Annotated in this window: 21 protein-coding genes; 9 read left to right on the top strand and 12 right to left on the bottom strand. The window is 67.6% G+C overall.

What is annotated here, in order from left to right:
- The first annotated feature begins 278 nt into the window (after positions 1-278).
- Genes O5O43_RS02080 through O5O43_RS02070 form a run of 3 tightly spaced genes read left to right on the top strand, consistent with a single transcriptional unit; the run spans position 279 to position 2,513 of the window.
- Positions 279-491, top strand: coding sequence for a DUF2945 domain-containing protein (locus O5O43_RS02080; protein WP_271085275.1), 213 nt, complete (start codon positions 279-281; stop codon positions 489-491).
- Positions 492-513: 22 nt separating this feature from the next.
- Positions 514-1,611 carry a DUF1176 domain-containing protein gene (locus O5O43_RS02075; RefSeq protein WP_271085274.1) on the top strand — a complete coding sequence of 366 codons (1,098 nt, stop codon included), beginning with the start codon at positions 514-516 and terminating at the stop codon, positions 1,609-1,611.
- On the top strand, positions 1,608-2,513 hold the full coding sequence (locus O5O43_RS02070; protein WP_271085273.1) for an NAD(P)/FAD-dependent oxidoreductase: 906 nt from the start codon (positions 1,608-1,610) through the stop codon (positions 2,511-2,513). Before O5O43_RS02075 ends, O5O43_RS02070 begins: the two co-directional genes overlap by 4 nt.
- Positions 2,514-2,756: 243 nt before the next feature.
- Here O5O43_RS02070 and O5O43_RS02065 read toward each other — a convergent pair whose 3' ends face one another.
- From O5O43_RS02065 to O5O43_RS02030, 8 genes are all read right to left on the bottom strand, one after another.
- Positions 2,757-4,553 carry a DUF885 family protein gene (locus O5O43_RS02065; RefSeq protein ID WP_271085272.1) on the bottom strand — a complete coding sequence of 599 codons (1,797 nt, stop codon included), beginning with the start codon at positions 4,551-4,553 and terminating at the stop codon, positions 2,757-2,759.
- Between the two features lie 66 nt (positions 4,554-4,619).
- Positions 4,620-6,401 (bottom strand): DUF885 domain-containing protein, encoded by a 1,782-nt coding sequence (locus O5O43_RS02060; protein ID WP_271085271.1) that lies wholly within the window; start codon positions 6,399-6,401, stop codon positions 4,620-4,622.
- A gap of 165 nt (positions 6,402-6,566) precedes the next feature.
- The gene (locus O5O43_RS02055; protein WP_271085270.1) at positions 6,567-8,387 is read right to left on the bottom strand and encodes a PDZ domain-containing protein; all 1,821 of its coding nucleotides are present in this window, start codon (positions 8,385-8,387) and stop codon (positions 6,567-6,569) included.
- Between the two features lie 68 nt (positions 8,388-8,455).
- Positions 8,456-10,516, bottom strand: coding sequence for an ATP-binding protein (locus O5O43_RS02050; RefSeq protein WP_271085269.1), 2,061 nt, complete (start codon positions 10,514-10,516; stop codon positions 8,456-8,458).
- Between the two features lie 40 nt (positions 10,517-10,556).
- Positions 10,557-11,633 (bottom strand): flagellar biosynthesis protein FlhB, encoded by a 1,077-nt coding sequence (gene flhB / locus O5O43_RS02045; protein WP_271085268.1) that lies wholly within the window; start codon positions 11,631-11,633, stop codon positions 10,557-10,559.
- Positions 11,626-12,399, bottom strand: a complete 774-nt coding sequence (gene fliR / locus O5O43_RS02040; RefSeq protein WP_271085267.1) for a flagellar biosynthetic protein FliR — start codon at positions 12,397-12,399, stop codon at positions 11,626-11,628. Before fliR ends, flhB begins: the two co-directional genes overlap by 8 nt.
- Positions 12,400-12,406: 7 nt before the next feature.
- Positions 12,407-12,670 (bottom strand): flagellar biosynthesis protein FliQ, encoded by a 264-nt coding sequence (fliQ, locus tag O5O43_RS02035; RefSeq protein ID WP_271085266.1) that lies wholly within the window; start codon positions 12,668-12,670, stop codon positions 12,407-12,409.
- Positions 12,671-12,726: 56 nt separating this feature from the next.
- Positions 12,727-13,629: an NAD(P)/FAD-dependent oxidoreductase gene (locus O5O43_RS02030; protein ID WP_271085265.1), complete on the bottom strand. Its 903-nt coding sequence runs from the start codon at positions 13,627-13,629 to the stop codon at positions 12,727-12,729.
- Positions 13,630-13,729: 100 nt separating this feature from the next.
- Here O5O43_RS02030 and O5O43_RS02025 point away from each other — a divergent pair, with 100 nt between their 5' ends.
- On the top strand, positions 13,730-14,179 hold the full coding sequence (locus O5O43_RS02025; protein WP_271085264.1) for an Rrf2 family transcriptional regulator: 450 nt from the start codon (positions 13,730-13,732) through the stop codon (positions 14,177-14,179).
- Here O5O43_RS02025 and O5O43_RS02020 read toward each other — a convergent pair.
- A complete protein-coding gene (locus tag O5O43_RS02020) occupies positions 14,176-15,984 on the bottom strand; it encodes a hypothetical protein (protein ID WP_271085263.1) in 1,809 nt (602 codons plus the stop codon). The two genes, O5O43_RS02025 and O5O43_RS02020, sit on opposite strands and share 4 nt — an antisense overlap.
- A 95-nt stretch (positions 15,985-16,079) precedes the next feature.
- On the opposite strand from O5O43_RS02020, the gene O5O43_RS02015 reads away from it, so the two are divergent.
- A complete protein-coding gene (locus tag O5O43_RS02015; protein WP_271085262.1) occupies positions 16,080-17,231 on the top strand; it encodes an acyltransferase in 1,152 nt (383 codons plus the stop codon).
- Here the strand turns inward: O5O43_RS02015 and O5O43_RS02010 are convergent.
- Positions 17,228-17,608, bottom strand: coding sequence for a VOC family protein (locus O5O43_RS02010; protein ID WP_271085261.1), 381 nt, complete (start codon positions 17,606-17,608; stop codon positions 17,228-17,230). The genes O5O43_RS02015 and O5O43_RS02010 overlap by 4 nt on opposite strands.
- Before the next feature lie 116 nt (positions 17,609-17,724).
- Here O5O43_RS02010 and O5O43_RS02005 point away from each other — a divergent pair, with 116 nt between their 5' ends.
- The 3 genes from O5O43_RS02005 to O5O43_RS01995 are packed head-to-tail and all read left to right on the top strand — an operon-like array spanning position 17,725 to position 20,500.
- Positions 17,725-18,867 carry a beta-ketoacyl-ACP synthase III gene (locus tag O5O43_RS02005; RefSeq protein WP_271085260.1) on the top strand — a complete coding sequence of 381 codons (1,143 nt, stop codon included), beginning with the start codon at positions 17,725-17,727 and terminating at the stop codon, positions 18,865-18,867.
- Positions 18,867-19,550, top strand: coding sequence for an iron-containing redox enzyme family protein (locus tag O5O43_RS02000; protein WP_271085259.1), 684 nt, complete (start codon positions 18,867-18,869; stop codon positions 19,548-19,550). The genes O5O43_RS02005 and O5O43_RS02000 overlap by 1 nt, the downstream gene beginning before the upstream one ends.
- Positions 19,547-20,500, top strand: a complete 954-nt coding sequence (locus tag O5O43_RS01995) for a hypothetical protein (protein ID WP_271085258.1) — start codon at positions 19,547-19,549, stop codon at positions 20,498-20,500. The genes O5O43_RS02000 and O5O43_RS01995 overlap by 4 nt, the downstream gene beginning before the upstream one ends.
- Here the strand turns inward: O5O43_RS01995 and O5O43_RS01990 are convergent.
- Both O5O43_RS01990 and O5O43_RS01985 read right to left on the bottom strand, forming a co-directional pair.
- Positions 20,497-20,634: a hypothetical protein gene (locus O5O43_RS01990; RefSeq protein ID WP_271085257.1), complete on the bottom strand. Its 138-nt coding sequence runs from the start codon at positions 20,632-20,634 to the stop codon at positions 20,497-20,499. The genes O5O43_RS01995 and O5O43_RS01990 overlap by 4 nt on opposite strands.
- Before the next feature lie 135 nt (positions 20,635-20,769).
- Positions 20,770-22,323 (bottom strand): AMP-binding protein, encoded by a 1,554-nt coding sequence (locus tag O5O43_RS01985; RefSeq protein ID WP_271085256.1) that lies wholly within the window; start codon positions 22,321-22,323, stop codon positions 20,770-20,772.
- Positions 22,324-22,453: 130 nt separating this feature from the next.
- Here O5O43_RS01985 and O5O43_RS01980 point away from each other — a divergent pair, with 130 nt between their 5' ends.
- A complete protein-coding gene (locus O5O43_RS01980) occupies positions 22,454-23,410 on the top strand; it encodes a helix-turn-helix domain-containing protein (RefSeq protein WP_271085255.1) in 957 nt (318 codons plus the stop codon).
- Positions 23,411-23,413: the final 3 nt, after the last annotated feature.

Below are 23,413 nucleotides of genomic sequence, written 5' to 3'. Positions count from 1 at the left end.
TAGCGAGGCGGGACGCCGGAGGCAAAGGGCTGGGCCGCCCACATTAACCCTGCCCCAAAAAAGCCGCCTCTGGCCAAGCTGAACCCCGAGGGACCGCGCTGGTTCTGTGGGGCGGAAGGGCAGCCATTTCGAAAGGGGCGCAACGGGATGGATGCAGAGACTGAGACACTGATTCAACGCTGGATCCTCGCCTTTTGCGAGGCGCCCCCGCTGATCGACAAGGAACTGATGCGGGCCGTGCTCGCTGACATGGAAGGAAAGACACAGGATCAGACGACATGACCGAGAAGACCTTCAAGGCTGGCGACAAGGTTAAGTGGGACCACTCCCAAGGGACCACGACAGGCAAGGTGGTCCGCAAACTGACAAAACCGACCACGATCAAGACGCATAAGGTTGCGGCGTCGAAGGATAACCCCGAATATCTGGTCGAGAGCGGCAAGACCGGCGCCCGAGCCGCCCACAAGCCGTCGGAGCTGCGCAAGGCCTGATGCGGTCTTGAAGGGGGGCTTGATGACGATGCGTCTTATCGCGCTGACGGCGGTCGCCGCCTTGCTGGCCTCCTGCGGCCAGGGACAGCAGGCTGAGGCCAGAGCCCCCGGCGCCGTTCGCGCGGCCGCCGACACGCGCGACAGTCTCGCGGATCAGACGCGATTCCGCGACTGGCTGGTCTCCTGCGACAATATCGGAACCTGCTACGCCTTTGGACCGGCGTCGGAGGGGACAGGCTGGGTCCGCATCACCATGGCCGCCGGCCCGGACGCCGCACCGTCCGTCGATTTCGGCTTCTGGCCGGACGACGGCGCCTTCGGCGGTTCCGTAACGGCCCAGGTCGATCACGCCGCCTTCGAAGCCCGCGCCGAGACCGGGCACGAGGCTCCGCCCGTCGCCACCGTCGCGCCCGACCGCGCTCGCGCCCTCGTCGATGCGATGGCCCAAGGGACCGCCATGACGCTGAACGCCGGCTCCGAGACCGTCCCCATCTCTCTGACCGGCGCCGCCGCTTCCCTGTTGTGGATCGACGAGCATCAGGGTCGTCTTGAAACCGACACCGCCCTGATCCGCAAGGGCAGCCGCCCCGCCTCCGTCGTCCCCGTCGCCCCGCCCGCGCCTCATATCGTCCCCGCCCCCGCCGTCGCTCAGGGTCCCTACGGCGATCAGGAGGGCCAGACCCTGCCCGCCGCCGTCGAGGCCTTGCCGGCTGTGGTCCAGTGCCGCGCCGAAACGGCCTTCAACCCGGACCTTCAGGCGGTGATCTCCTCCGCCCGGCTCGACGCCAACACCGTCCTGTGGAGCGTCCCCTGCGGCGCCGGCGCCTACAACTTCTCCAACGCCTACTTTCTGACGACGCCCCAGGGCGCGGACCCGCGCCGGGTCTTGTTCCCCAGCGCCGGCGACGCCGAGCCTCACGACCTTCTGGTCAACGCCGCCTACGACCCGGCGACCCGCGTCATCGACGCCTTCAACAAGGGTCGGGGTCTGGGCGACTGCGGCATGGCCGACAGCTGGACCTGGACGGGTCGCGCGTTCGAACTGAAATCCTCCTCGGCCATGTCGGAATGCTGGGGCGTGCCGAGCGAATATTGGCCCGCCGCCTGGGTCAGCGAATGACGGACGAAGTCGATGTCCTGGTCATCGGCGCCGGCCCCGCCGGCCTGACCGCCGCCACCTATCTGGGCCGGTTTCGTCGGTCAGTCCTGGTCGCCGACGGCGGCTTCCCACGCGCCGGATGGATCCCGCTCAGCCACAACATGCCGGGCTTTCCCGCGGGCATCACCGGCGACGCCATCCTCGATCGGATGCGCGATCAAACCCTGGAATATGGCGCCGTCATCGAGGCCGGCCGGGTGGAAGGCCTCCGGCGCGACGGGTCATCTTTCGTCGCCGATCTGAACGGTCGCACCATCCGCGCCGACAGAGTCCTTCTGGCCACGGGCGTCGTCGACCACCACCCTGACCTGCCCGGCGTTGAACGCGCCATCGAACGCGCCATCGTTCGCATCTGTCCGATCTGCGACGGCTACGAAGCCACCGACAAGGTGGTCGCTGTGATCGGGGACAGCGATATGGGCGTACGCGAAGCCGCCTTCCTGCGCACCTACTCCGAGCGCGTTACTCTTATCCATATCGGTCCATCGGACGCTCTGACCGAACGGGAGGCTCTGGATCGCCTCGGCATCGAACTGGTCGAGACACCGATCGAACGCGTGCGGCTGGAAGGCGACCGCGTCACCGCCCTGTGCTGGAACGGCGCGTACAGCGCCTTCGACCTCGTCTATTCCGCACTCGGAACTTCGGCCAACGCCGAACTCGCCGCCGCCATGGATTGCCGGCTCGCCGAAGACGGACGTCTCGAAGTCGACCTGCACCAAAGAACAAGCGTCCCGGGCCTCTACGCCGCCGGCGACGTCGTGCGCGGCCTTAACCAGATCGCCGTGGCCACAGCCGAAGCCGCCGTCGCGGCGACGGACATCCACAACAGCCTCAGACGAGCGGCAGGCCAGACGGTCTAGAAAGGCTTGCAAAGGAATTATTTCCTTCCGCCCTCTTGCGCCTTGTGTCCTGCCCGCCCATCTCCTCCATGGGTTTTTGATAACCTGAATCTCGTTCGTCCGTTTCGGCGCCTTTCGTCACGTTTCGTCACCCCAACTCGCGTCATGACCAACCTGACGAAACGCCGAGGCTCCAGACGGCGCCGGTCCTCAGACTGATCGGACAGCGGACCGGGGGCGTGTCGAGCGACAGCGTCCCTGACTTCAGGCGAAGGCCGCTCGCACCCGCTGTTCCAGCACCGTCAACGGCATCCGCCCGCCGTCCAGCACCGCCGAATGGAACCGCTTCAGGTCGAAGTTCGACGCGCGTTTCAACTCCTCCCTCAGACCCGTGATCGCGATCTCGCCCATCTTGTAAGAACAGGCCTGACCCGGCGCGGAGCAGTAGCGATCGATCTCCGGCTCGTTCGGATCGCCGACGTTCTCGGTCATGTAGCGGATCGCCTGTTCACGGCTCCACCCCTTGGAGTGCAGTCCGGTGTCGACCACCAGGCGACAGGCGCGGAACAGGAAGCTCTCCAGATAGCCGATCCGCCCGAACGGATCGCCCTCGTAGAGGCCGAGTTCATCGGCCAGCCGCTCGGCGTACAGCCCCCACCCTTCGCCATAGGCCGAGAAGCCGACCGTCTTGCGATACAGCGGCAGCTTCGCCGACTGCAGCGCCAGCGCTCCCTCGAACAGGTGCCCCGGCGCGGCCTCGTGATAGGTCAGGGTCTTCAGCGTCCAGCGCGGCCAATCGGCGGTGTCCTTCAGGTTGATGAAGTAGATCCCAGGCCGCGACCCATCGAGGCTGCCGCCCTGGGCATATCCGCCCGGCGCCCCCGCCTCGATCGCCGCAGGCACCCGCTGAACCAGGAACGCCGAGGTCGGCACGCGCGCGAAGATTTCCGGCGTCCGGGCCCGGACCCGGTCCATCTCGGCGTTCACATAGGTCAGCAGATCGGCCCGGCCCGCATCCGTATTGGGCCATAGGAAGCGCGCCTCGGTCCTAAGCGCCGCCATCCGCTCGGCGACCGAGCCTTGGGTATAGCCCTCGCTCTTCAGAAGGACGTCGGCCTGGGCCTGAATGTCGGCGACCTGCTCCAGACCCAGCTCATGGATCTCCGCCGCCGTTGAGGCGGTGGTCGTATAAGCCTTCAGGTTCAGGGCGTAATAGGCCGGACCGTCGGGCCGCCCGCCGATCCCCGCGTCATGGACCGCGTCGACCCGTTGCCGCCTTAGCTCCACGATCTGCCGCTCCAGCGCCGCCTTTACCGGCCCGTCCAGCAGGATCGCCGCCTGCTCGACGTGATCCCCCTCGATCCCCGCCTCGCCCATCTTGTGAGCCAGGCTGCGGACCATGGCCTGATCGGCGCCGGGCTGGTCGCGCAGGGCCGCCAGCTGGGCGATGGCCTTGTCCAGGATGAAGTCGGGCGCGACCATCCCCATGCCGGAGTGGGCATGGCTCCGCTCCGTGTCTCCGTCCAGCGAGGCCGGGAAAGCCTTCAGCCGCTCGATGAAGGCGTCGGCGTCCTCGCGGGTCTTCACCGGATGGGTGGTGTCGAGGAAGCTCGGGATGTCGATGTAGGAGCCGTTGATCTGGCTGACGACGTAGGGGGTCCGCCGCCAGCTGTCGGCCGTATGCCAGCCGAAGGCCGCCGCCTCGGCCGCCACCTCCTTCTGGAAGGAAAGCACGTCATAGCTCGCCCGCCCTTCGACCGAGAGGGCCGACGGGTCGATGGTCCGCAGCTCCTCCAGCCGCTCCCGCGCCCTGACCGCCTCATGCCGAGCGGCGGCCAGCGACCGGTCGTCCAGTTGCGCCCGCTGTCCCGCCCGCGTCCCGACATCGAGCCCCAGCGAGGTCGCGCTGGTCGGCGACCCGTTCAGGTCTTCCTCAAACTGACGGCTCAAGATCGCATCCAGCCGGGCGTCCTCATCCGCCCGGGCGAAGGCGACAGGCGGCAGGGCGGCGAACCCCGCCCCCGCGGCGGCGGAGGCGAGCAGGCGGCGGCGGTCGATCATGGCGGGCTCCATGGACAGGCGAAGACGCTAAGCCCGCCGATCCCGTGCGGGCAAGTGAAGGATCGGTCAGGCGCGCATGATGGACTGGAGCACCGCCAGCGGCACCGAGCCGTTCAGCAGCATCCGATCGTGGAAGGCCTTGATGTCGAAGCCGGGTTTGGCCTCCGCTTCCTGACGCAGGCCCTCGATGACAGTCTGGCCAAGCTTGTAGGAGCAGGCCTGGCCCGGCCAGACGATATAGCGGTCGACCTCCGACTGGGCCGAGTTGGCGGGGGTCGCGGCCTCGGCGATCATGTAGTCGATGGCCTGCTGGCGGCTCCAGCGCTTGTCGTGCAGCCCGGTGTCGACCACCAGACGAACGGCGCGGAACAGATAGGCCTGCAGGTAGCCGATCCGACCCAGCGGATCGCCTTGATACATGTTGAGATCGTCGGCGGCGACGCGCTCCGAATACAGAGCCCAGCCCTCGTTGTAGGCCGAGAAGCCCGAGGCGCGGCGGTATATGGGCAGGGTCCCCGCCTCGCGCGCGACAGAGATCTGGAAGTGGTGGCCCGGCACCGCTTCGTGATAGGTCAGGGTCTTCAGCGACCATTTCGGCCGGTTCGCGGTGTCGCGCAGGTTGATGTAGTAAGCGCCCGGCCGCGAGCCATCCAGCGACGCCGCCTGATAGTAGCCGCCCGGCGCCCCGATCTGAATCGACACCGGCACGCGGCGGATCTCGACGGGCGCCTGGGGCAGGGTCGAGAAGACTTCCGGCAGGCGCGGGGTGATTTCGGCCACCATCTCGTTCAGCGAGGCGATCAGGGCGACCTTGCCTTCGTCGTCGTTGGGCCAGAGGTGTTGTGGATCCTGGCCGAGCGCGTTGACCCGCTCGCCGACCGTGCCCTCCGTGTGGCCGAGGCTCCTCAGGATGGTGTCGATCTCGGCCTGGATCGAGGCGACCTGGCCCAAGCCGATCTCGTGGATCTCGGCGCCGGTGTAGGTGGTCGTCGTGTAGCTCCGGATGCCGAGGTTGTAGAGGGTCTCGCCCTGCGGCAGGCGCCAGACGCCGACGTCGTCGGAGGCGGTCGGGCGCTGGGCCTCGAAGGCGGCGATCTGGCGTCGCAGAGCGGGCTTGATCTCTGAGTCGACGATGGCGGCGGCGCGAGCGCCCCAGTCGCCGGCGATCGACGTCTCGCCCGTCTTGCGGACCAAGGCCTGGACCATGGCCATCTCGGCGGCTGGGGTGTCGCGCAGGGTCTTCAGCTGCGTCAGGGTCTTGTCCATGATCACGGCCGGCAGAGTGATGCCCGCCGCCTCGTCCGCCCGGAGCCGGTCGTTCTCCTGATCGAGCTGAATGGCGAACGCCTTCAGTCGCGACAGGAAGGCTTCGGCGTCGGCCGTGGTCTCCAGCCGGTGCTGATTGGTCATGAAGTCGGGCACGCTGAAATAGGCGCCGCCGTTCTGCGCCACGATATAGGGCGAACCGGCGAATGGCAGGGCGGCGCGCAGGGCCGCGGTCTCGGCCTGGAACTGCGAGACAGCGAGGGTCACCTTCATGCCGTCGGACAAGCCGTCGCTCGACCAGGCCTTGAGCCGTTCCCAGTGGGCGATGTCGCGCGCTTTGTCAGCCGCCTCGGCCTCCAGGCTGAGGTCGCCGAGACGTCCCGCCAAGTGCGAGCGCTCGTCCTTGTCGATGCCGAGGCTGGTGGCGAAGGTCGGGTTACGCTCGACGTTGTCGTAGAACCGCTCGGTCAGATAGGCGTCCAGCGCGGCGTCCTGCTGTGATTGGGCCGCAGCGCGGATCGGCAAGGCGGCGAGGAGGCCCGCGCCGGCGGCGGAGACGAGGAGACTGCGACGGTCGAGCATGGCGAAACTTTCGGGACGCGAGGGAGACACCGGGCTCGTTCGGATTGTCCGGACAAAAACAGGGTGACGAAACGGACGAAACGGGTGAACTGGTGGCTGCCCCTCGCGGATGACAGAGGTGGGGCGTGCACCTGTCGCTCGCAAAGGCGAGAAAAGAACAAATTCTTATTCTGTTGGCGCTCCGAGCCAGGCCTGACGGAAGGCCAGCTGTTCGGGGGTGACAGAGCCGCCGCCCGCCTCGACGCGCATGAGATTGAAGGCCGGATCGGCGGCGAAGCGCAATGTGGCGGATCGCTCCACACCGCGCTGCAGGAAGCGGATCCGGACCTCGTCGCCCGGCTTGGCTGCGGCGAGGGCGGCGGTCCAGTCGGCGGCCGCGGCCAGGGTCATGTCGCCCAGCGCCAGGATCACATCACCCCGGTCCAGCCCCGCCTCGTACAGCGGCGTGCCCGGCGGGAGGGCGAACGGGATGGCCAATGGACCCGTCTGTGCGAACCGCACGGCGCCGGCCCAGGCCCTGTCCGGGTTGGCCGGCCGAATGACGATGCCGGCCTGGGCCAGAAGCGGCGCGAAGTCGGGCAGTTCGCTGCCGCGAATCTGGCGGTCGAAGACCTCGGCGGCGAAGGCGGCGTCGCCCGTCACCTGGGCCAGGGCGGTCTGGATGTCGGCGGTGGTGTAGGGCTTCTCGGTCACCCCGTGGGTCCGCCACATCTGACGCATCAGATCGTCTAGCGTCTTGCCGGGGAAGCGCTGGCGGATCGTGAGGTCCAGGCCGAAGGCGATGACCGCGCCATAGGGATAGTAGGAGACGAAGATGTTCGGGTTGGTCGGGTCGATAGCCGTGGCCGCATCGACGAACGGCGCCCGCAAACTCATTTCCTGGGGCGAGCCGAAGCGGCGACCCGTGGCGTTCTGAACACCGCTGAGCTGGGCGCCCATCTCGCCGAGGAAGGCGTCGACATTGGCCACGCCCGCGCGGCGGATGGCCAGGGGTCCATAGTAGTTCGTGAAGCCTTCCGCGAACCACAGATTGGGGGTCGGATTGGCGCGGGTGAAGTCGAACGGCTCCAGCTCCGCCGGGCGGATGCGCTCCACATTCCACGAGTGGAAGAATTCGTGGCTGAGGGTGCCGATCTGGTCGAACTCGGCCTGGGCGAAGGAGCGGCTGTCATTGATGATGGTGGAGTTGCGGTGCTCCATCCCGTCGCCGTTCACGTAAGGCATGTAGTCGGCGATGAAGGTATAGGTCCCGAAATCGTAGTCGGGGACGTCGCCGAAGACGGCGATCTGTGCGTCGACGACGCGGCGCGCCATGGCGGCGAACCGGTCCATCTCCTCGGCCGTGCCGGGGTGGTGGGCGGCGATGCGAAGGGTCCGCGCCTCCCCGTGATCGTCGACCGTCCACTCGCGCACCATGTGGTCGCTGAGCTCGGTCGGGCTATCCATCAGGTATTGCAGATTGGGCGCGGCGAAGGTGTCGGGTTCGGCCAGGGGCGGGAGCTGGGTGGCGATGGTCCAGTCGGGCGAGAAGGGCTTGAAGGTCACCTTGACCGGGCGGTCGTCGAAGCCCGTCGCCCAGGCCAGGGTCGCGGGCATGTTCAGGTGGGCGTGGGTCGCGTCGATCTGGGAATAGGTGCCGTCCGACCGGTCGCCGAACAGGGTGTAGCTGAGGGTCACCACGCCGTCGTGGCCCGGCACGGTCCAGCCGTAGGGATCGGTGCGGTCGATGGTGAGAGCGCGCCCCTGACCGTCGACGGCCGAGACCGAATAGACGTTCTTGGCGAACTCGTGGATCGCATAGCGTCCTGGCGACGACCGCGACATCTGGAACCGGACCGGAGCCGTTCCGACATCGCGATAGGTGACGCTGATGCGGGCTTCGTGGTGGACGGCGTTGTCGAAGCTGACGGTGTAGTCCTGGGCCTGGGCGGCGCCCGTCATCAGGGCGGCGAAGGCGGTGGCGGTCAGCAGGCGACGAACGAACATGGGAACTCCCGAACAACGACGGCGCGCATAGGGGAGCAAGCCGGGCCGGGTGGCAAGTTACCTTGCGTTCAAGAGGGCCGAAGCTCCTGCTTCACCCGCTCGGCCAGGGTCTTGATGTCCAGCGGCTTGGGCAGGAAGGAGACGCCCGCCTCGTCCTGGAGCAGGTCGGAGAAGTCGCTCTCGGCATAGCCGGAGATGAACATGACCGGGGCGTCGCCGAGGTAGGGGCGGGCCTTCTTGAGCAGGGACGGACCGTCGAGGCCCGGCATTATGACGTCCGAGATCAGCATGTCGATCTGGCCGGCCCACTCCTCGGCCAGGACCAAGGCCTCCTCGCCGTCGGCGGCCTCGATCACCTCATAGCCGCGCTGTCGCAGCAGGCGGGCCGCGATGCCGCGCACGGCCGCCTCGTCCTCGACGAACAGGATGCGGCCGTTGCCCGAAAGGTCGCGAGGCGCGGCCTTGGCCTTGGCCTCCACCGGACCGGCCTCAACCAGTTCCTGTTCCGAGGCGGCGGGCAGGAAGATGCGGAAGGCGGCCCCGGCCCCATCGACATTGGTCACGCCTATATGGCCGCCGGCCTGCTGGACGATGCCGTAGACGGTGGCCAGCCCCATTCCGGTGCCCTCGTTGACCGCCTTGGTGGTGAAGAAAGGCTCGAAGATCTTGTCCAGCAGTTCCGGCGGGACCCCGGGGCCGGTGTCGGACACCTCGATCAAGGCGCTGTCGTCGGCGGGCGCTTCCAACCAGCCCATGGCGCGGGCCTGATCCTGCGTCAGGCGACGCGTGGTGATGGTGACGACGCCGGCGCCGGGCTCGACCACGCCGCGCATGGCGTCGCGGGCGTTGACGGCTAGGTTCATCACCGCCGTCTCCAGCTGGGACTTGTCGGCCAGGACCACCGGCAGGTCGCGGCCGTAGTCGGTCTCCAGCCGCACGTCCTCGCGCAGCAGGCGGCGCAGCAGGACCGCGAACTCCCCGACCAGTTCGCCGAGGTCGAGACGCTCGCGACGGACGGTGGACTTCCTCGAGAAGGCCAGCAGTTTCCGCACCAGATCGGCGGCGCGGATGCCCGTCTGGCGGATCTGGTTCAGGCCGTCGTAGGAGGGATCGCCGACCGGGTGACGCTCCAGCAGTTCCGACAGCTGAAGTTGGATGGCGGTCAAAAGGTTATTGAAGTCGTGGGCCACGCCGCCGGCCAGCTGGCCCACGGCCTGCATCTTCTGGGCCTGCGAGAGTTGCAGCTCCATCGACTTCTGGGCCGAGACATCGAACAGCCAGACGCGGCGCTTGTCGCCTTCCGGTGCGACGTAGAGGTGCAGCATCTTGTCGGGATGGGCGCGGGCGACCAGCTCGATGGGGCCGGTGGAGCCGGCCGCCATGCGCGCGCGGGCCTCTATCACCCCAGCCGGATCGAACAGATGGCCAAAGGCGGCGTCGCGGGCGGAAGCCGGGCCGGTCAGGGTGGCGAGCGCCGGGTTCGCCTCCTCCGCGCGACCGGCGAAGATGTCGTCCCCGCCGATTACGGCCGAGCCGAATGGAGCGCCGGCGGCCATGGCGCGAGCGTCGCCGGCCGAGGCCGAATAGGTGGGAGCCGCCACGGCCGTCGGGGTGTGGCTGAGAGTCGCTTCGGGCGCCTCGCGGACGAGGTAGCGCCCCTGCCCCGCCAGACCGATCAGAACCTCGATCTCCCGCTCGCCGATCATGACAATGGCGCGACCCTGATGTCCCTGCCTCGCCTGGGCGAAGGCCATGTAGAGGGCCTGGGCCGACTTGCCCTTGGGCAGGTTCACCGTCGCCCCGTTCTGGGAGGCCCAGGCGCCGTTGTAGGCGAGCACGGCGCCCGAGGCGAAGACCAAGGCGGCCGGCTCGGCCATGGCGTCCAGCATCTCCACCGCAACGTCGCCGGCGGGCCGGTCCGAGCTGCGGGTGTCGATCCGGTTGAAGGCGAACAGTCCCATCAGAGACACGGCCGCGATCGTGATCAGCAGGATCATGTGCGGCGTTGTCAGGGGGCCTGCCTGGAAGGCGGGCCAGGCTAGCGCCGCCACGGCCACGGTGAAACCGACCGCCATCAGGACGAGGGTGATGTCGAACTTCGGCGCCGACGGCGCGCTGGAGACGGTCATGGCAAGGCGGCCCCGCGAATCAGTGGGCTGATCATACAGCCTATCGGCGTTTCCGCTTCTGCATGACGAAGCCGATGACCTTGGCGGCGGCTTCGAAATGCTCGCGCGGGATGGTCTCGTCGATGTCCACGGCGGCGTAGAGGGCGCGGGCGAGCGGCACGTTCTCCACGATCGGAACGTCGTGTTCGCGCGCGACCTCGCGGATGCGCAGGGCGATGGCGTCGACGCCCTTAGCGACGCAAATCGGGGCGGCGTCGCCCTGGTCCGGCTCGTAGCGAAGCGCGACCGAGTAGTGGGTCGGGTTGGTCACGATCACGGTGGCCTTGGGGACGTTGGCCATCATCCGCTGACGGCTCTTCTGCATGCGGATCTGCTTCAGCTTGGCCTTGACGTGCGGGTCGCCCTCGGAGTTCTTGAACTCCTCCTTGACCTCTTCCTTGGTCATCCGCTGGCGTTTGGCGAAGCGCATCTTTTGCCAGACGAAATCGGCCCCGGCGCCGAGGCCGAGGAAGACCAGGACCGAACTCATCAGGGCGATCATCAGGTCCCGCGCCAGGGGCAGGATGGTCAGGGGCGACATGGCCGCCATGTTCTCGAACTCGCGGGCATGGGGCTTCAGCACCATCCAGCAGATGACCGAGACGGCGATCAGCTTGGCGAAGGTCTGCGCGAACTGCATCAGGCCGTCGGGGCCGAAGATGCGCTTGAAGCCCGCCATGGGGCTGACCTTGTCCCATTTGGGCTTCATCTTCTCGGCGGAGAACAGGAACCCCGACTGGAAGACGTTGCCGCCGACCCCGCCGATGACTGTGGCCAGCATGACGGCGCCCAGAAAGGGCGCGACGGCCCAGATGGCGTTCATGCCGATCTCGACCCCGGCGCCCGCTTCCAGCCCGCCGATCATCTCGTGCGGGGCAGCGATGAAGGGCAGGAGCGCCTCGCCGATCGTGGTGGCGAAATAGCTTCCGCCCATGACGATGACGGCGGTCGCGCCCATGAGACTGAGCGCCGGGGCGACGTCGGCGGACTTCGCGACGTCGCCCTTCTTTCGCGCCTCCTCGAGCTTGTGAGGAGACGCCTCTTCTGTCTTGGACTCTGGATCGTTCTCCTCAGCCACCCGCGCCTCCGGAGACGAACAGGTTGGCCAGGGTCCGGTAGCGGTCGATGAAGACCGTTCCCAGAACGCCGAGCGAAAGGGCGAAGACCGACAGGCCCAAGATGACGCTGAGCGGGGCGGCGGCGAAGAAGATCTGGAAGGCGGGCATGACCCGTCCGACCAGTCCCGAGGCCAGGTTGAAGATCAGGGCGAAGACGATCACCGGCGCTGACAGCTGGATGCCCAGCATGAAGCTGTCGGCGATCGTCCGGATCGCAAGCTCGGTGAAGTCGGCGGCGACCAGGGGCCGCGCCGGTGCGATCAGTTCGTAGGATCCCACCAGTCCGGCGATGAAGAGGTGGTGGGTGTTGGTGGCGAAGACGAGCACCGTGCCCAGCAGCATCAGGAAGGCGGCGATGGTCGTGCCGGGCTGGGCCTGAAGCGGGTTGGTGGTCTGGGCGAAGCTGAGCGTCGTCTGCAGAGACACGATCTCACCGGCTGTGGACAGGGCGGAGGTGAACGCGCGCAGGATGGCGCCGATCATCAGACCGGTGATCACCTCGCGCAGGATCCAGCCGACCATGGCGCCCAGGCTGTCGGGCAGGGCCGGCAGGGTCCCGCCGATCACGGGCCAGAGCGCCAGGGTGACCACAAGGGCCAGCGACAGCCGGATCCGCGGCGGCACATAGGTTTCGCCGATCCCGGGCAGGGTCAGGAGGATGGCGCCGATGCGGGCGAAGATCAGCCCGCCGGCCCAGACCTGATCGGCGGTGGCGTAGGGCTCCACTGCCCGCCTACATGCCCGAGATGCGCGCCGCGATGGTCCGCATGAAGGCGCCGAGAAGCCCGCCCATCAGCGGCAGGAAGAGCAGCAGGGAGATGAAGATGGCGATGATCTTGGGGGCGTAGACCAAGGTCTGTTCCTGGATCTGCGTCAGGGCCTGAAACAGGCCGATGCCGACGCCGACGACGAGACCGACGATGAGCACGGGGGCGCACAGCTGGATCGTCAGCCACAGGGCGTCGCGGCCCACATCCAGAACTTCCGCGCCGCTCATTGATCAGCCCTTGAAACTACTGGGCAGAAAATGCCGGGAGCGTGGTTAACGGGGGGTTACGAGACGGCCTCCATGATCAGGGAGCGATGCGCCGCGATCCCCGCCAACACCCCCGCGGTCGAGGACAGGGTGGCGTTATGCATGGGTTGGGCGGCATCGCCCGCGGCGAAGACATTCGTCACCGTCGTCTGCTGCATCGGATCGACCTGGATATGCGGGCCTGTCACACCGTCGACGAAGGCGCAGCCCAGTTGTTCCGCCAGCGCGCTGGTCACCCGGGTCTTCGGCGCGGTGAAGACAGCCTGGGCCTCCACCTCCCTTCCATCGGCCAGTTTCAACGCCCGCGTCGTCTGCCCCTCGCCGAGCAGTTCGACCACGGGCGTCCGCTCGATCCGGACCCCCCGCGCCGTCAAATGGGCCGTCTCCTCCGCCGTCGGCTCGAAGAGGCCTTGGGTGAAATAGGTCGTGGGCCCCCAATCGGGCAGCAGGATGCCCTGGTGCGCCGCCATCGGCTGGTTGGCGATCACCGCAATCGGTCGGTCGCGCACCTCGTAGCCGTGGCAGTATGGACAGTGCAGGACGCTGACGCCCCAGCGCGAGATCATCGATCGCAACGGCAGCTCGTCAGTAACGCCGGTCGCGAGGATCAGCCGCCGTGTGAGGGCCTCGCATGTCCCTTCGAAGACGATCTTGAATCCCTGGCCTTCAGCCGTCGCCTGCGTCGCCTTGCCGTGAACGAAATCGACGGTCGGATAGGCCGAGAGCTGGCGCAGCCCGTCGCGCATGATGGCAGCCGGGGAAGCCCCGTCCTGGCCAAGGAATCCGTGCGACGCCTCGGCGAAGCGGTTCCTCGGCTGTCCCGCATCGATCAACAGCACCGGGCGTCGGGCTCTCGCCAACTGCAAGGCGGCGGACAGGCCCGCAAAACTGCCGCCGACAACGACCACATCGTAGTCCATCAACACTCCTCACGCATCTCTTAGAGTTACGTGATAAGGTCATCGAAGCAGTCTCGCAACTCGTTTTGTTTCGTGACACTTCTGGTTTAGGCTCCACGGCATGCCCATCGACAGCCGCTTGTCCCGCATGCTGCACGTCCTGGTCCATATGGACCGGCACGAGGGCCCGATGACCTCGGACACGATTTCCGTCATGCTCGGGACCAACCCGGTGGTGGTGCGCCGGACGATGGCCGGGCTGAAGGCGGCCGGCTATGTGGCCTCCGAGAAGGGGCATGGCGGCGGCTGGAGTCTGACGACGCCGCTCGACCGCATCACCCTGCTGGACATCCACCTGGCGCTGGGCAGGCCGAAGATCTTCGCCATTGGCCTATCCGACGACGATCCGAACTGCCTGATCGAACGCGCGGTCAATGCCGCGATGATGGCGACACTGACGGATGCGGAGAGGCTGCTGCACGCCAAGTTGGCCGAGATCACCGTGGCCTCGCTGGCCCCCGACGCCGACCAGATCAAGGCCTATGTGGCGCAGAGGGCGGGTCAGACCTAGCGCGCCGCCTTCTCCCTTTGCGCCTCCGCTTCCCGTCGCCGCCCCAGCCGATCCAGCGCCGCCGCATGCGCCAGATGCAGTTCGCGCCATTTCGGCGCGAAGGGTTCGGCCTCGGCGTATTTCGCCGCCGCCTCGGCCCAGCGGCCCTGGGCGGCGAGCGCATCGCCCCAACCCTTCAGAGGGTCGGCCCAGCGGGGGCCGCGCACGTGGGCGTCCTGGAAGCGGGTCAGCGCCCGGGCCGTGTCGCCGCGCGCCAGCAGCGCCAGACCCCGGCGCTCGTAGGCGAAGGGCAGCGAGGGCGCGAGGCGGATGGCGATGCCGTACTGGCGATCCGCTTCGGCGTGCAGGCCGCGCGCCTCCAGCACGTCGGCCCGGAAGGCGGCGCAGGCGACGTAGCGTTCGCCGCGCACGAAGGCGGCCTCGGCTTCGCGGTATCGCCCCGCCAGCCCCTCGGCCAGGCCCAGGAAACAAGGCCCCTCATAGAAGGTGAAGGCCACGTCGTCGTCCGCCGACCAGATCGCATCCAGCGCCTCGGCGGCGGTGCGGGCGGCAGAGACATCACCGGCGGCCAGGGCGCGATAGGTCTCGACCATGGACCGCGCGGCCAGGGTCATGGGGGCGTCCGGCGACGCAGCTGCGAGATGGCGAAGCGCGCCGGCGAAGTCATGCCGCCGCCCCTCGGAATCGGCCAGACTGACCTCCTGGGCGCCCAGGACCCCTTCGCCGTCGTTGTCGGCGATGTCTCGGGTGGTGGCTTCTGCGTTGCGTGTCCAGTCCTGGACCAGCAGCAGATAGGAGAAGCTCTCCATGGGGACGCCTTCAGCATCCTTGAGCGCGATCATCTGGCGTCCCGCGCGGAAGGCGGCCTCCTCCCCCTCGGTGTCGAACAGGGTGGCGACCAGCATGTCCCAGGCGCGCGGATCGTGGGGTTCGGCCTGGATCGACAGCCTGAGCTTCTCGATCGCCTCCTCGGGCCGGCCCAGCGTCGCCAGCAGCAGCCCCCAGTCATAGGCCAGGGCGCCGCGCGAGCCGGGATGCCCGGCGTAGGCGGCCGGAATGAACCGCTCGGCGTCTTCGTAGCGTCGGGTCTGCAGCAGATAGCTGGCGAACAGCTGCGGCTCGAACCGGCCGTAGATGTATTCCGCGGCCTCTGTGATGAGCTGCGGCATTTCGGATTCCGGGCCCGTGAAGGTTCGCCCGCGCACCCCGTCGGCGCGAATGGTCAGGGAGACCTCTCCCTCGGGGCTGACGGTGACGGCGCCGCCGATATGGGTCTCCTTTCCGAACCAGCCGCGCAGCAGCTTGTCGATCTCGCCCACCGAGACGCCCGTCGAGGGCACGACCACCGCCACGTCCCGCGTCCAGTTCAGGGCGACGGCCCGGTTCTCGGCCGAGTTCCGGGCGTCGGCGCCGATGGTCGTGACCACGTCCTGCACGCTGCGGGCGATGACCTGACCCGTGTGCCCGCGCCGGGTCAGTTCCAGGGGGCTGTCGAAGGGGTCCACAACCACCGCGCGCGAGTGGGCGGCGGTCCAGACCATCATCGCTAGGCCGATGACGAAGCCCAGCCCGACCATCGCGGTCATGACGCGCAGGACGAAGCCCATCCGTTCGTTGGAGACCTGGGCCTTGATCAGACGGCGCTGTTCCTCGACCAGAAGAACGGCCGGGTCGGGCGGGCCCATCGTCGGTTCGGCCGTCTCCATGGCGCTTTCGGCCATCTCGATGGCGTCGAGACTTTCTGTCGCCTTTTCGCGGCGCCGGCCCAGCCGGATGCGCCCTTCGCGCGGATCTTCGTCGGTCATCCAGTCCCCCTGAATCCCCGCAGATTAGACCGATGTTCGGTCACGGACAAAGCGGCCCGGTCCTTGCGAAATTCGCCTCAGAAGGAAGTTTTCCGATGGCCTGGACCGCAATTTCGACCCGAAACGAAACACCGCCGATTGCACGCGGCGGCTGGCTCGACGCCCTGCGTTTCATTGTGGCCACGATGATCGTCCTCCACCACTTCCAGGCGGCGGGCCCGATCCCGCTGGCCGAGAGCCTGCATCCAGTGTTCGAACGCGGCGGCTTTCTGCTGACCAACTTCTTCCTGATCGACAGCGGCTACGTGCTGATGCGGGTCTACGGCGGGGCGGTGGGTCGCGGGGCGATGTCGCCGGGCGACTTCTTCATCAAGCGGTTCCTGCGCGTCTATCCGGCGCATCTGATCATGGGACTGGCCTTGGTCTCGCTGGTGCTGCTGAGCGCCGCTTTCGGCGTGGCCCCACGCAATCCGGAATGGTTCGCCTGGGACCAACTGGGCGCCCAGCTGACGCTGACGCAGGCGTTCGGCATCCATGGCGGCCTGGGCTGGAACGCGCCGAGCTGGTCGATCTCCGCCCTGATCGGTTGCTACGTCCTGTTCCCCTATATCCTGCGTGTGCTGCAAGGCATGGGGCTGTGGGGCGCGATGGCGGGGGTGATCCTGCTGTATCTGGCGGCCAACGAGGCGGCCTACGCCTTCCTCGGCTATCCGGTCTACCAGATGCCGATGAAGTTCGGCTTCCTGCGGGCCCTGCCGCTGTTCATCCTGGGCATGGGGCTGGCGGTGTTCTCGGAGAAGGTCTTCGTTGCGCCGCGTCTGGCCCGGATCGTGGGGATTTCGGCGGCTGTGGGCCTGGCCGTCGTGCAGTGGTTCGACAAGAACGCCCTGATCAGCCTGACCTTCATAAGTCTGATCATCATCGCGGCGGGCGCCATTCCGGTGGTGAACCCCTCGAAGCTTATCGAACGGGCCAGTGTCGTGTCTTTCTCGATGTTCATCACCAATGAGGTGGTGCGGATCGCCTGGTTCGGCGTGGCCAACGTCCTGATCGCGAAATACGCCCTGTCGACGGGGGTGCAGTGGGGGATCTGGTGCGCGGGGGTGCTGGCGGCGATCGGCTTCGCCTTCGCCTTCCACGCGGTGATCGACGATCCGATGCAGAGCCGGATCAAACGCTGGCTCTCGCGCAGCAAGATCCGCCATCGCCCCGTCGAACAGGGCGCGATGGTCTCGCTGGAGGGCTAATCGCCCGAGTTCAGGTGCAGGATGTTGCCGTCCGGGTCCTTGAACCAGACCATCCTGAAGTCGCCCGAGGTGTGGACGCCGTCCGCATAGGTCGTGTCCGGCATGTCGTAGTGCTCGAACGTCACGCCCTTCTGGGCCAGATCGGCGACGATGGCCTCCAGCTCGTCGCCGACGCCCCAGACCACGGCGTTGGCCTTGTTGGTGCCGGCGAATTCAGTCGGATAGACGCACAGCACCGTCTGGCCCGTCTTGTACATCGCGACCTGATCGCCGAAGTCGGGCGTCTCCTCCAAGCCGAGCGTGTCGCCGTAGAAGGCCCTGGCTCGGCTCAAATCCTTGACGCCGACGATGGCGGCGGAGTCCTTGTCCTTCAGCATGGTCGTCTCCTGTGGGATGACGCTGATAGCGTTCGGTGCGCGGGGGCCGTTCCACACGGCATCGTCAGGGATCGTCCGCTTGCGGCCCGCGGGGCAAACGTGCGCATTGACAGGTCATGTCCCCGAGTATGCTGCGCGACGTCTATATCACCGGCATTGGCAGCTTCCTGCCCGGCCCGCCCATCGGGGTGGAGGCGATGGAGGACCACATCGGCCGGATCGCAGGGCGCTCATCGGCGGTCGGTCGCCGCGCCCTGCGCTGGAACGGGGTGGAGACGCGGCACTATGCGCTGACGCCAGAGGGACAGCCGCTGCACTCCAACGCCTCGATGACGGCCGCGGCGGCGCTGGCGGCGCTGGAGGATGCGGGCCTGTCGGTCGTCGACCTGGGGTTCCTGTCCACGGCGACGACCCAGGGCGACTTCATCGTCCCCGGCCATGCCAGCGCCGTTCACGCCGAACTCGGCGCGCCCCCGATCGAAATCGCCAGCTATCAGTCGGTCTGCGCTTCCGCCCTGATGGCGGCCAAGGGCGCCTGGCTGCAGGTCCGGGCCGGAGAGGCGGATATCGCGGCGGCGGCCGCAGGGGAATTCTCCTCCCGTTGGTTTCGGCCCGAGTTTTACGAGGGCACGTCGCTGGTCGACGCCAAGGGCCGGGCGCGGGTCGAGGCGGACTTCCTGCGCTTCACCCTCTCGGACGGGGCGGGCGCGGTGGTGGTGGAGCCGAAGCCCAAGCCTGACGGCCTGTCGCTGAAGGTTGAATGGATCGACCTGACCTCGCTGGCGGGGCGGTTCGATCCCTGCATGTGGGCGGGCTCCACCTTCGCCGACCGGTCGGACATGAAGTCAGCATGGAGCCATGCCGGGCCGGTGGCGGCCCATGCATCCGGCTCGATCGCCCTGGTGCAGGACTTCGAGCTGCTGAAGATCGTCATCCGCGCGTGGATCGGGGTCTGGCTGGAGAAGGTCGATCAGGGGCGGATCGTGCCGGATCAGGTCGACCACCTGCTCTGTCACTATTCGGCCCGCTCGCTGCGGGAAGAGATCGTGTCGATCCTGAAGAGCACCGCCGCCATGATCCCCGAGGAAAAGTGGTTCTCGAACCTGCCGACCGTGGGCAACATCGGCGCGGCCTCGATCTGGGTCATGCTGGACGCGTTCATGCGGTCGGGACGGGCGAAGCGGGGCGAGAAGGTTCTGCTGATCGTGCCCGAGAGCGGACGGGCGATGGTCGGGTTCATGATGTGCGAGGTGGTGTGATGGCGGATGGTGGACGCGTGGACGATCAGGTCGCCGACACCCTGCGAAAGCTCGCGGTGGTCTTCGCCGACTTCGAACAGCGGCTGGAAGCCACGCCCCTGATCCGCAAGCTGACGCGCGGCCGGTTCGAGATCGGGGATTACCACGCGTTCCTCATCAACCTGCGCCAGCAGGTGAAGGACGGGGCGTTGTGGATGAGCCGCGCGGCGTCGAACGTCGGCGAGGACCACCTCGAACTGCGCTCCACCTTGATGCGGCATGCCGTGACCGAGCACCGCGACTTCCGCCTGCTGGAGGCCGATTTCGTATGCTCCGGCGGCGAGGTCGAGGTGATCCGCTCGGCGCCCAAGAACGTCGGGTCCGAGGCCCTCTCGGCATGGATGTTCCATGAGGCGTCGAAGCCCGATCCGTTCGGCCTGCTGGGCGCCATGTTCATCATCGAGGGACTGGGCTCGATCAAGGCCGCGCCCTGGGGACGGCTGGTCAAGGAGCGGCTGAACCTGCCAGACGAGGCGGCGCGGTTCCTGCTCTATCATGGCGAGAACGACGCCGAGCACATGCAGGAGTTCGAGGAGATGCTGCGGATGGTCCTTCCGGACACCGCCGTGGCCGGACGCATCGTGATGACCGCCAAGGTCACCGCCCGCCTCTATGCCCTGCAGATCGAGGAGATCGCGGCTTGAGCCTGTCGGACGGCGCGACGACGGCGAAACCGGACCCGTTCGACGCGGGTCTGTATGATTCCGCCGATCCCGATCCCTGGCTGGCGCTCTATCTCGACCACTCCCTGCCGATCGATCCGCAGGCCAAGCGGGCCCTTCTGCTCGGCGCGCGGTCGTGGTCGCGGCGCTGGCTGTTCCCTGTGTCGCGCCCGGTGGTCTTCCTGTTCTTCTGCGTCGTGAAGGTGCTCCGGGCCATCTCGCCGCGCCACCCGAACCTGAACGGCCTCTTGCACAAGTCCATCCACTGGGGCCTGCGGACGTTCGGCAGCCCGGAGTGCAATACCCTGATCCTGCGTCACTTCCACATCGGGACCGAATTGATCGGCTTCATCAAGGCCAATGCCGGGGTGGATCCGGCCCTGGTGAAGACCGTGCCCCTGAGGCCCCTGACGCTGAAGTCGCTGGAGGATAATGTCTTCCTCCAGCACGACCTGAACATCTTCAACTTCATCATCGAGCTGAACCTGGCCCTGCGCCAGGCGGGAATGGAGATCACGCCGCCGGAGCGGGTCGATTTCTCGATGCTGACCGACATCGATCCGGACTTCGAAGCCTTCCCGACCGGTCCGCTGAACAGGATCGACATCCAGACGGCGGTGGAGTTCTACACGCCTCTCTATGCGCTGATGCTGCCGCGTTCGGACTTCATGCGGGCCAGCCATTCGCTGCAGTTGGACGAGATCGTGGGAATCTATATCGGGCGGATCCTCGGGACCGACTACCACATGCATTTCGTCAAGAACGGCCACCCGCTGGTGACCCTGTCGACGCTGCAGGCGGGGTTCCGGCTGATGATGCACGGGCTCGACTGTGAGGCCATGCACGGGTGGCTGCGGCTGCTGAAGCGGCGTCAGGAGATGGGGTTGCCGCTGGATCCGAGAGACCCGACGGGCGGGCCGGAGTTGGGCTAGGCCGGCCCGATCCCCTCCCCCGCAAACAGCCGCGCCACCTTGTCCGCCCGCCGTTTCAGCACCATGCGGCGGTTGATCGAGCCCTTGTCGGAGACCTCGTGCGCCTCCGGGTCCGGCGCATCTGCGAGGAACATCAGCCTTGCTACGCGGCTGGACTGGCCGAGGTTGTCGCGGTTGTGGGCGGCGAGCGCCCCGGCGACGGCGTCGCGGATCGCCGGATGGTCGGGATCGGTCGCGCCGGTCAGGCGGCGGACGCCCTCGACGTCGGCCTAGGCGAGGGCGGCGACCTCCGCCTCGCCGTCGCCGCAGATGACGACCTCGCGCACCACCCCGGCCAGCCGACCCAGCAGGCTGTCCCGCAACCGCCCCGCCGTGACGAAGGTCCCGTTCAGCAGCTTGAACTGTTCGGCCCTTCGCCCCGCGAAGACCATCCCGCCCTCGGGCCGGTCGCGGTCGTGGAAGTCGGCGAGGTCCTCCATCCGCAGATAGCCTTCCTCGTCGAAGGCGGCGGCGGTCTGGGCCGAGTCGGCGAAATAGCCGGGGGTGACGGACGGCGCCTTGACCCGCACTTCGTACACTCCGTCGCAGGGCGTCAGTTTGAACGAGGCGCCGGACACCGGCAGGCCGATGCCGACACGGGTGTCCTCCCACCAGGTGTAGCTGATCGCCGAGCCCGTTTCGGTCGAGCCGTAGCCGGAGACGAAGACGAACCTCTGGCCCGTCGCGCCAACGGCGATCCGCTGCAGCCGGTCGTGCAGGGCCTGCGGCAGGCCCGCCCCGCCGAACAGCATGGCGCGCAGTTCGGTGAAGAAACGCCGGGCGAAGTCGTCGTCGGCCTCCAGCGCATCGGCCAGCATGGCATAGCCGTTTGGCATGGTGCCGTAGTAGCGGAGCGGGATCTCCTTCAGGTTCCGGATCGTCTCCTCGAACCGACCCGGCATCGGCCGCCCGTCGTCGATGTAGAGGGCGCCGCCCAGGCAGGTGATGTTGGTCATCAGGGACGACCCGGCGATATGGCTCCAGGGCAACCAGTCCAGCGCCTGACGATCCCAGGCGAAGGCGTCGCCCATGGCCTGGAACCCCGAATGGGTATTGCCGGTCGCCATGGCCATGGTGTGGATCACCGCCTTGGGCCGCCCCGTCGAGCCGGAGGTCAGGAGGTAGCGGGCGGGTCTGGTCGGATCGAGAGCCGCGACATGGGCGGAGAGGTCGGGGGCCGGGAAGCCCACGGCCTCGGCCCAGTCCACGGCGCCGGGGACGCCGGGCGCGGCGGTCAGGACAACGGCGTCCTCGGGCCCGACGGCGGCGATGGCGGCGGCGTAGGGCGCGCCCTGTTCGGCGAAGATCAGGCCGGGCTTCACCAGATCGACGACATGTTTCAATCGCTCGAAGTCTGTCGAGATCAGCGAATAGTTGGTGCTGACCGAGGTGACCGGCACGCCCGCCACCATCCCGGCGAAGATCAGGACCGCGTGGTTCAGCGAGTTCTCCGACAGGATCAGGATCGGCCGGTCCGCCGTCACGCCGCGATCCATCAGCCAGGCCGCGACCGAGGCGACCCGCGCCCGCCCCTCGCCATAGGTCAACCGCGTCCACCGCCGTTCCGGCCCCTCGCGACGAGCCAGCCAGAGCCTGTCCGGCGTCGCGTTGGCATGACGCCAGAAGGCGGCGGCGAGGTTGGGATCGTAGGGCTTCAGCGGCGCCTTGCCGGACACGATCAGCACGCCGTCGGGGCGGCGTTCGATCTCCACCCCCACCTCTCCGAACCGGACCGGACGACAGGGGGCGGCGGTCAGGTCGATGTCGGAAAGCGGGGTGCTCATGACCGCGACCCTAGACCCGCCACAGTCACTTGCAAATCGAGATTTATCGCCTGCGGGACGCCGGGCGATTTCTGGTGTTAGGATCGACTCGACCCGGCGCAGATCGGGGCCAGCACAAAGACGATTCCGCGTGACGCTTCCCTCCACCCGCGACCTGATCATGGGCAATCCTGTGGCCCGCGCCTTCGCCGTGACCGGCGACGCCTGGACCCAGTTGATCCTGCGCGAGGCCTTTTATGGCGCACGCCGGTTCTCGCAGTGGCGCGACCGACTGGGCATGCCCCGCAGCGTCCTGACCGACCGGCTGAACCGGCTGACGGCGGCGGGGCTGCTGGAACAGCGCGAGGCGAAGGGGTCGGCGACGCGGCTGGAATACCGGCTGACCGAGATGGGGCTCGACATGTTCGGGGTTGCGGTCATGCAGGGCCAGTGGGAGCGGAAATGGGCGCGCTCGCCGCTCCAGGAACGCTACGCCATGGCCTTCTACGACCGGGAGACGGGCGCGAAGATCGAGCCCGCCGTCTTCGACCACGAGGGCGGACGGCCGATCGAGATGCACCATGTGCGCTGGGAGGCGGGCGAGGGTCTGACCCCCATCGCGCCCCCGACCTCGCGCCGGCGCCGGACCCAGCCGATCGAGACCGACCGCGCCATCATCGACCGCTCGACCGACATCATGGGCGACTACTGGAGCTGGGCCGTCCTGGCGGCCGCCTTCTTCCGCCTGCGCCGCTTCGACGAGATCCATGAGGCGCTGGGCGTGGCGACCAACATCCTGGCCGATCGGCTGAAGACGATGGTGCTGCAGGGAGTTCTGGAGAAGCGCCTCTACCAGAAGGCGCCGCCACGGTTCGAATACCGGCTGACCGAGGCCGGCCGCGACCTCTATCCGATGATCATGGCCATGCACGGGTGGTCGGAACGCTGGCTGTGCCCGGACGGGTCGCCGCTGCGGCTGGTCGAGACCGACACCAATGAGCCGATCTCGGCGGTGGTCTGCGATCTGGCGACGGGCAAGAAGATCGATCCGCGCGCGATCCGCTGGGAGGTGGAGGCGGCGACGCCGGTCGAAACCAGCGCCGCCTGATCC

Origin of the sequence: Brevundimonas sp. NIBR11 (genome assembly GCF_027912535.1) — a bacterium.
Taxonomy (GTDB): domain Bacteria; phylum Pseudomonadota; class Alphaproteobacteria; order Caulobacterales; family Caulobacteraceae; genus Brevundimonas.
This window is presented reverse-complemented; position numbering and strand designations above follow the sequence as displayed.

Excerpts from the sequence above, each read along its gene's own strand:
- O5O43_RS02080 (WP_271085275.1), top strand. The coding sequence starts at position 279 with ATGACCGAGAAGACCTTCAAGGCTGGCGACAAGGTTAAGTGGGACCAC.
- O5O43_RS02075 (WP_271085274.1), top strand. The coding sequence starts at position 514 with ATGACGATGCGTCTTATCGCGCTGACGGCGGTCGCCGCCTTGCTGGCC.
- O5O43_RS02070 (WP_271085273.1), top strand. The coding sequence starts at position 1,608 with ATGACGGACGAAGTCGATGTCCTGGTCATCGGCGCCGGCCCCGCCGGC.
- O5O43_RS02065 (WP_271085272.1), bottom strand. The coding sequence starts at position 4,553 with ATGATCGACCGCCGCCGCCTGCTCGCCTCCGCCGCCGCGGGGGCGGGG.
- O5O43_RS02060 (WP_271085271.1), bottom strand. The coding sequence starts at position 6,401 with ATGCTCGACCGTCGCAGTCTCCTCGTCTCCGCCGCCGGCGCGGGCCTC.
- O5O43_RS02055 (WP_271085270.1), bottom strand. The coding sequence starts at position 8,387 with ATGTTCGTTCGTCGCCTGCTGACCGCCACCGCCTTCGCCGCCCTGATG.
- O5O43_RS02050 (WP_271085269.1), bottom strand. The coding sequence starts at position 10,516 with ATGACCGTCTCCAGCGCGCCGTCGGCGCCGAAGTTCGACATCACCCTC.
- fliQ (WP_271085266.1), bottom strand. The coding sequence starts at position 12,670 with ATGAGCGGCGCGGAAGTTCTGGATGTGGGCCGCGACGCCCTGTGGCTG.
- O5O43_RS02030 (WP_271085265.1), bottom strand. The coding sequence starts at position 13,629 with ATGGACTACGATGTGGTCGTTGTCGGCGGCAGTTTTGCGGGCCTGTCC.
- O5O43_RS02025 (WP_271085264.1), top strand. The coding sequence starts at position 13,730 with ATGCCCATCGACAGCCGCTTGTCCCGCATGCTGCACGTCCTGGTCCAT.
- O5O43_RS02020 (WP_271085263.1), bottom strand. The coding sequence starts at position 15,984 with ATGACCGACGAAGATCCGCGCGAAGGGCGCATCCGGCTGGGCCGGCGC.
- O5O43_RS02015 (WP_271085262.1), top strand. The coding sequence starts at position 16,080 with ATGGCCTGGACCGCAATTTCGACCCGAAACGAAACACCGCCGATTGCA.
- O5O43_RS02010 (WP_271085261.1), bottom strand. The coding sequence starts at position 17,608 with ATGCTGAAGGACAAGGACTCCGCCGCCATCGTCGGCGTCAAGGATTTG.
- O5O43_RS02005 (WP_271085260.1), top strand. The coding sequence starts at position 17,725 with ATGTCCCCGAGTATGCTGCGCGACGTCTATATCACCGGCATTGGCAGC.
- O5O43_RS02000 (WP_271085259.1), top strand. The coding sequence starts at position 18,867 with ATGGCGGATGGTGGACGCGTGGACGATCAGGTCGCCGACACCCTGCGA.
- O5O43_RS01990 (WP_271085257.1), bottom strand. The coding sequence starts at position 20,634 with ATGTTCCTCGCAGATGCGCCGGACCCGGAGGCGCACGAGGTCTCCGAC.
- O5O43_RS01985 (WP_271085256.1), bottom strand. The coding sequence starts at position 22,323 with ATGAGCACCCCGCTTTCCGACATCGACCTGACCGCCGCCCCCTGTCGT.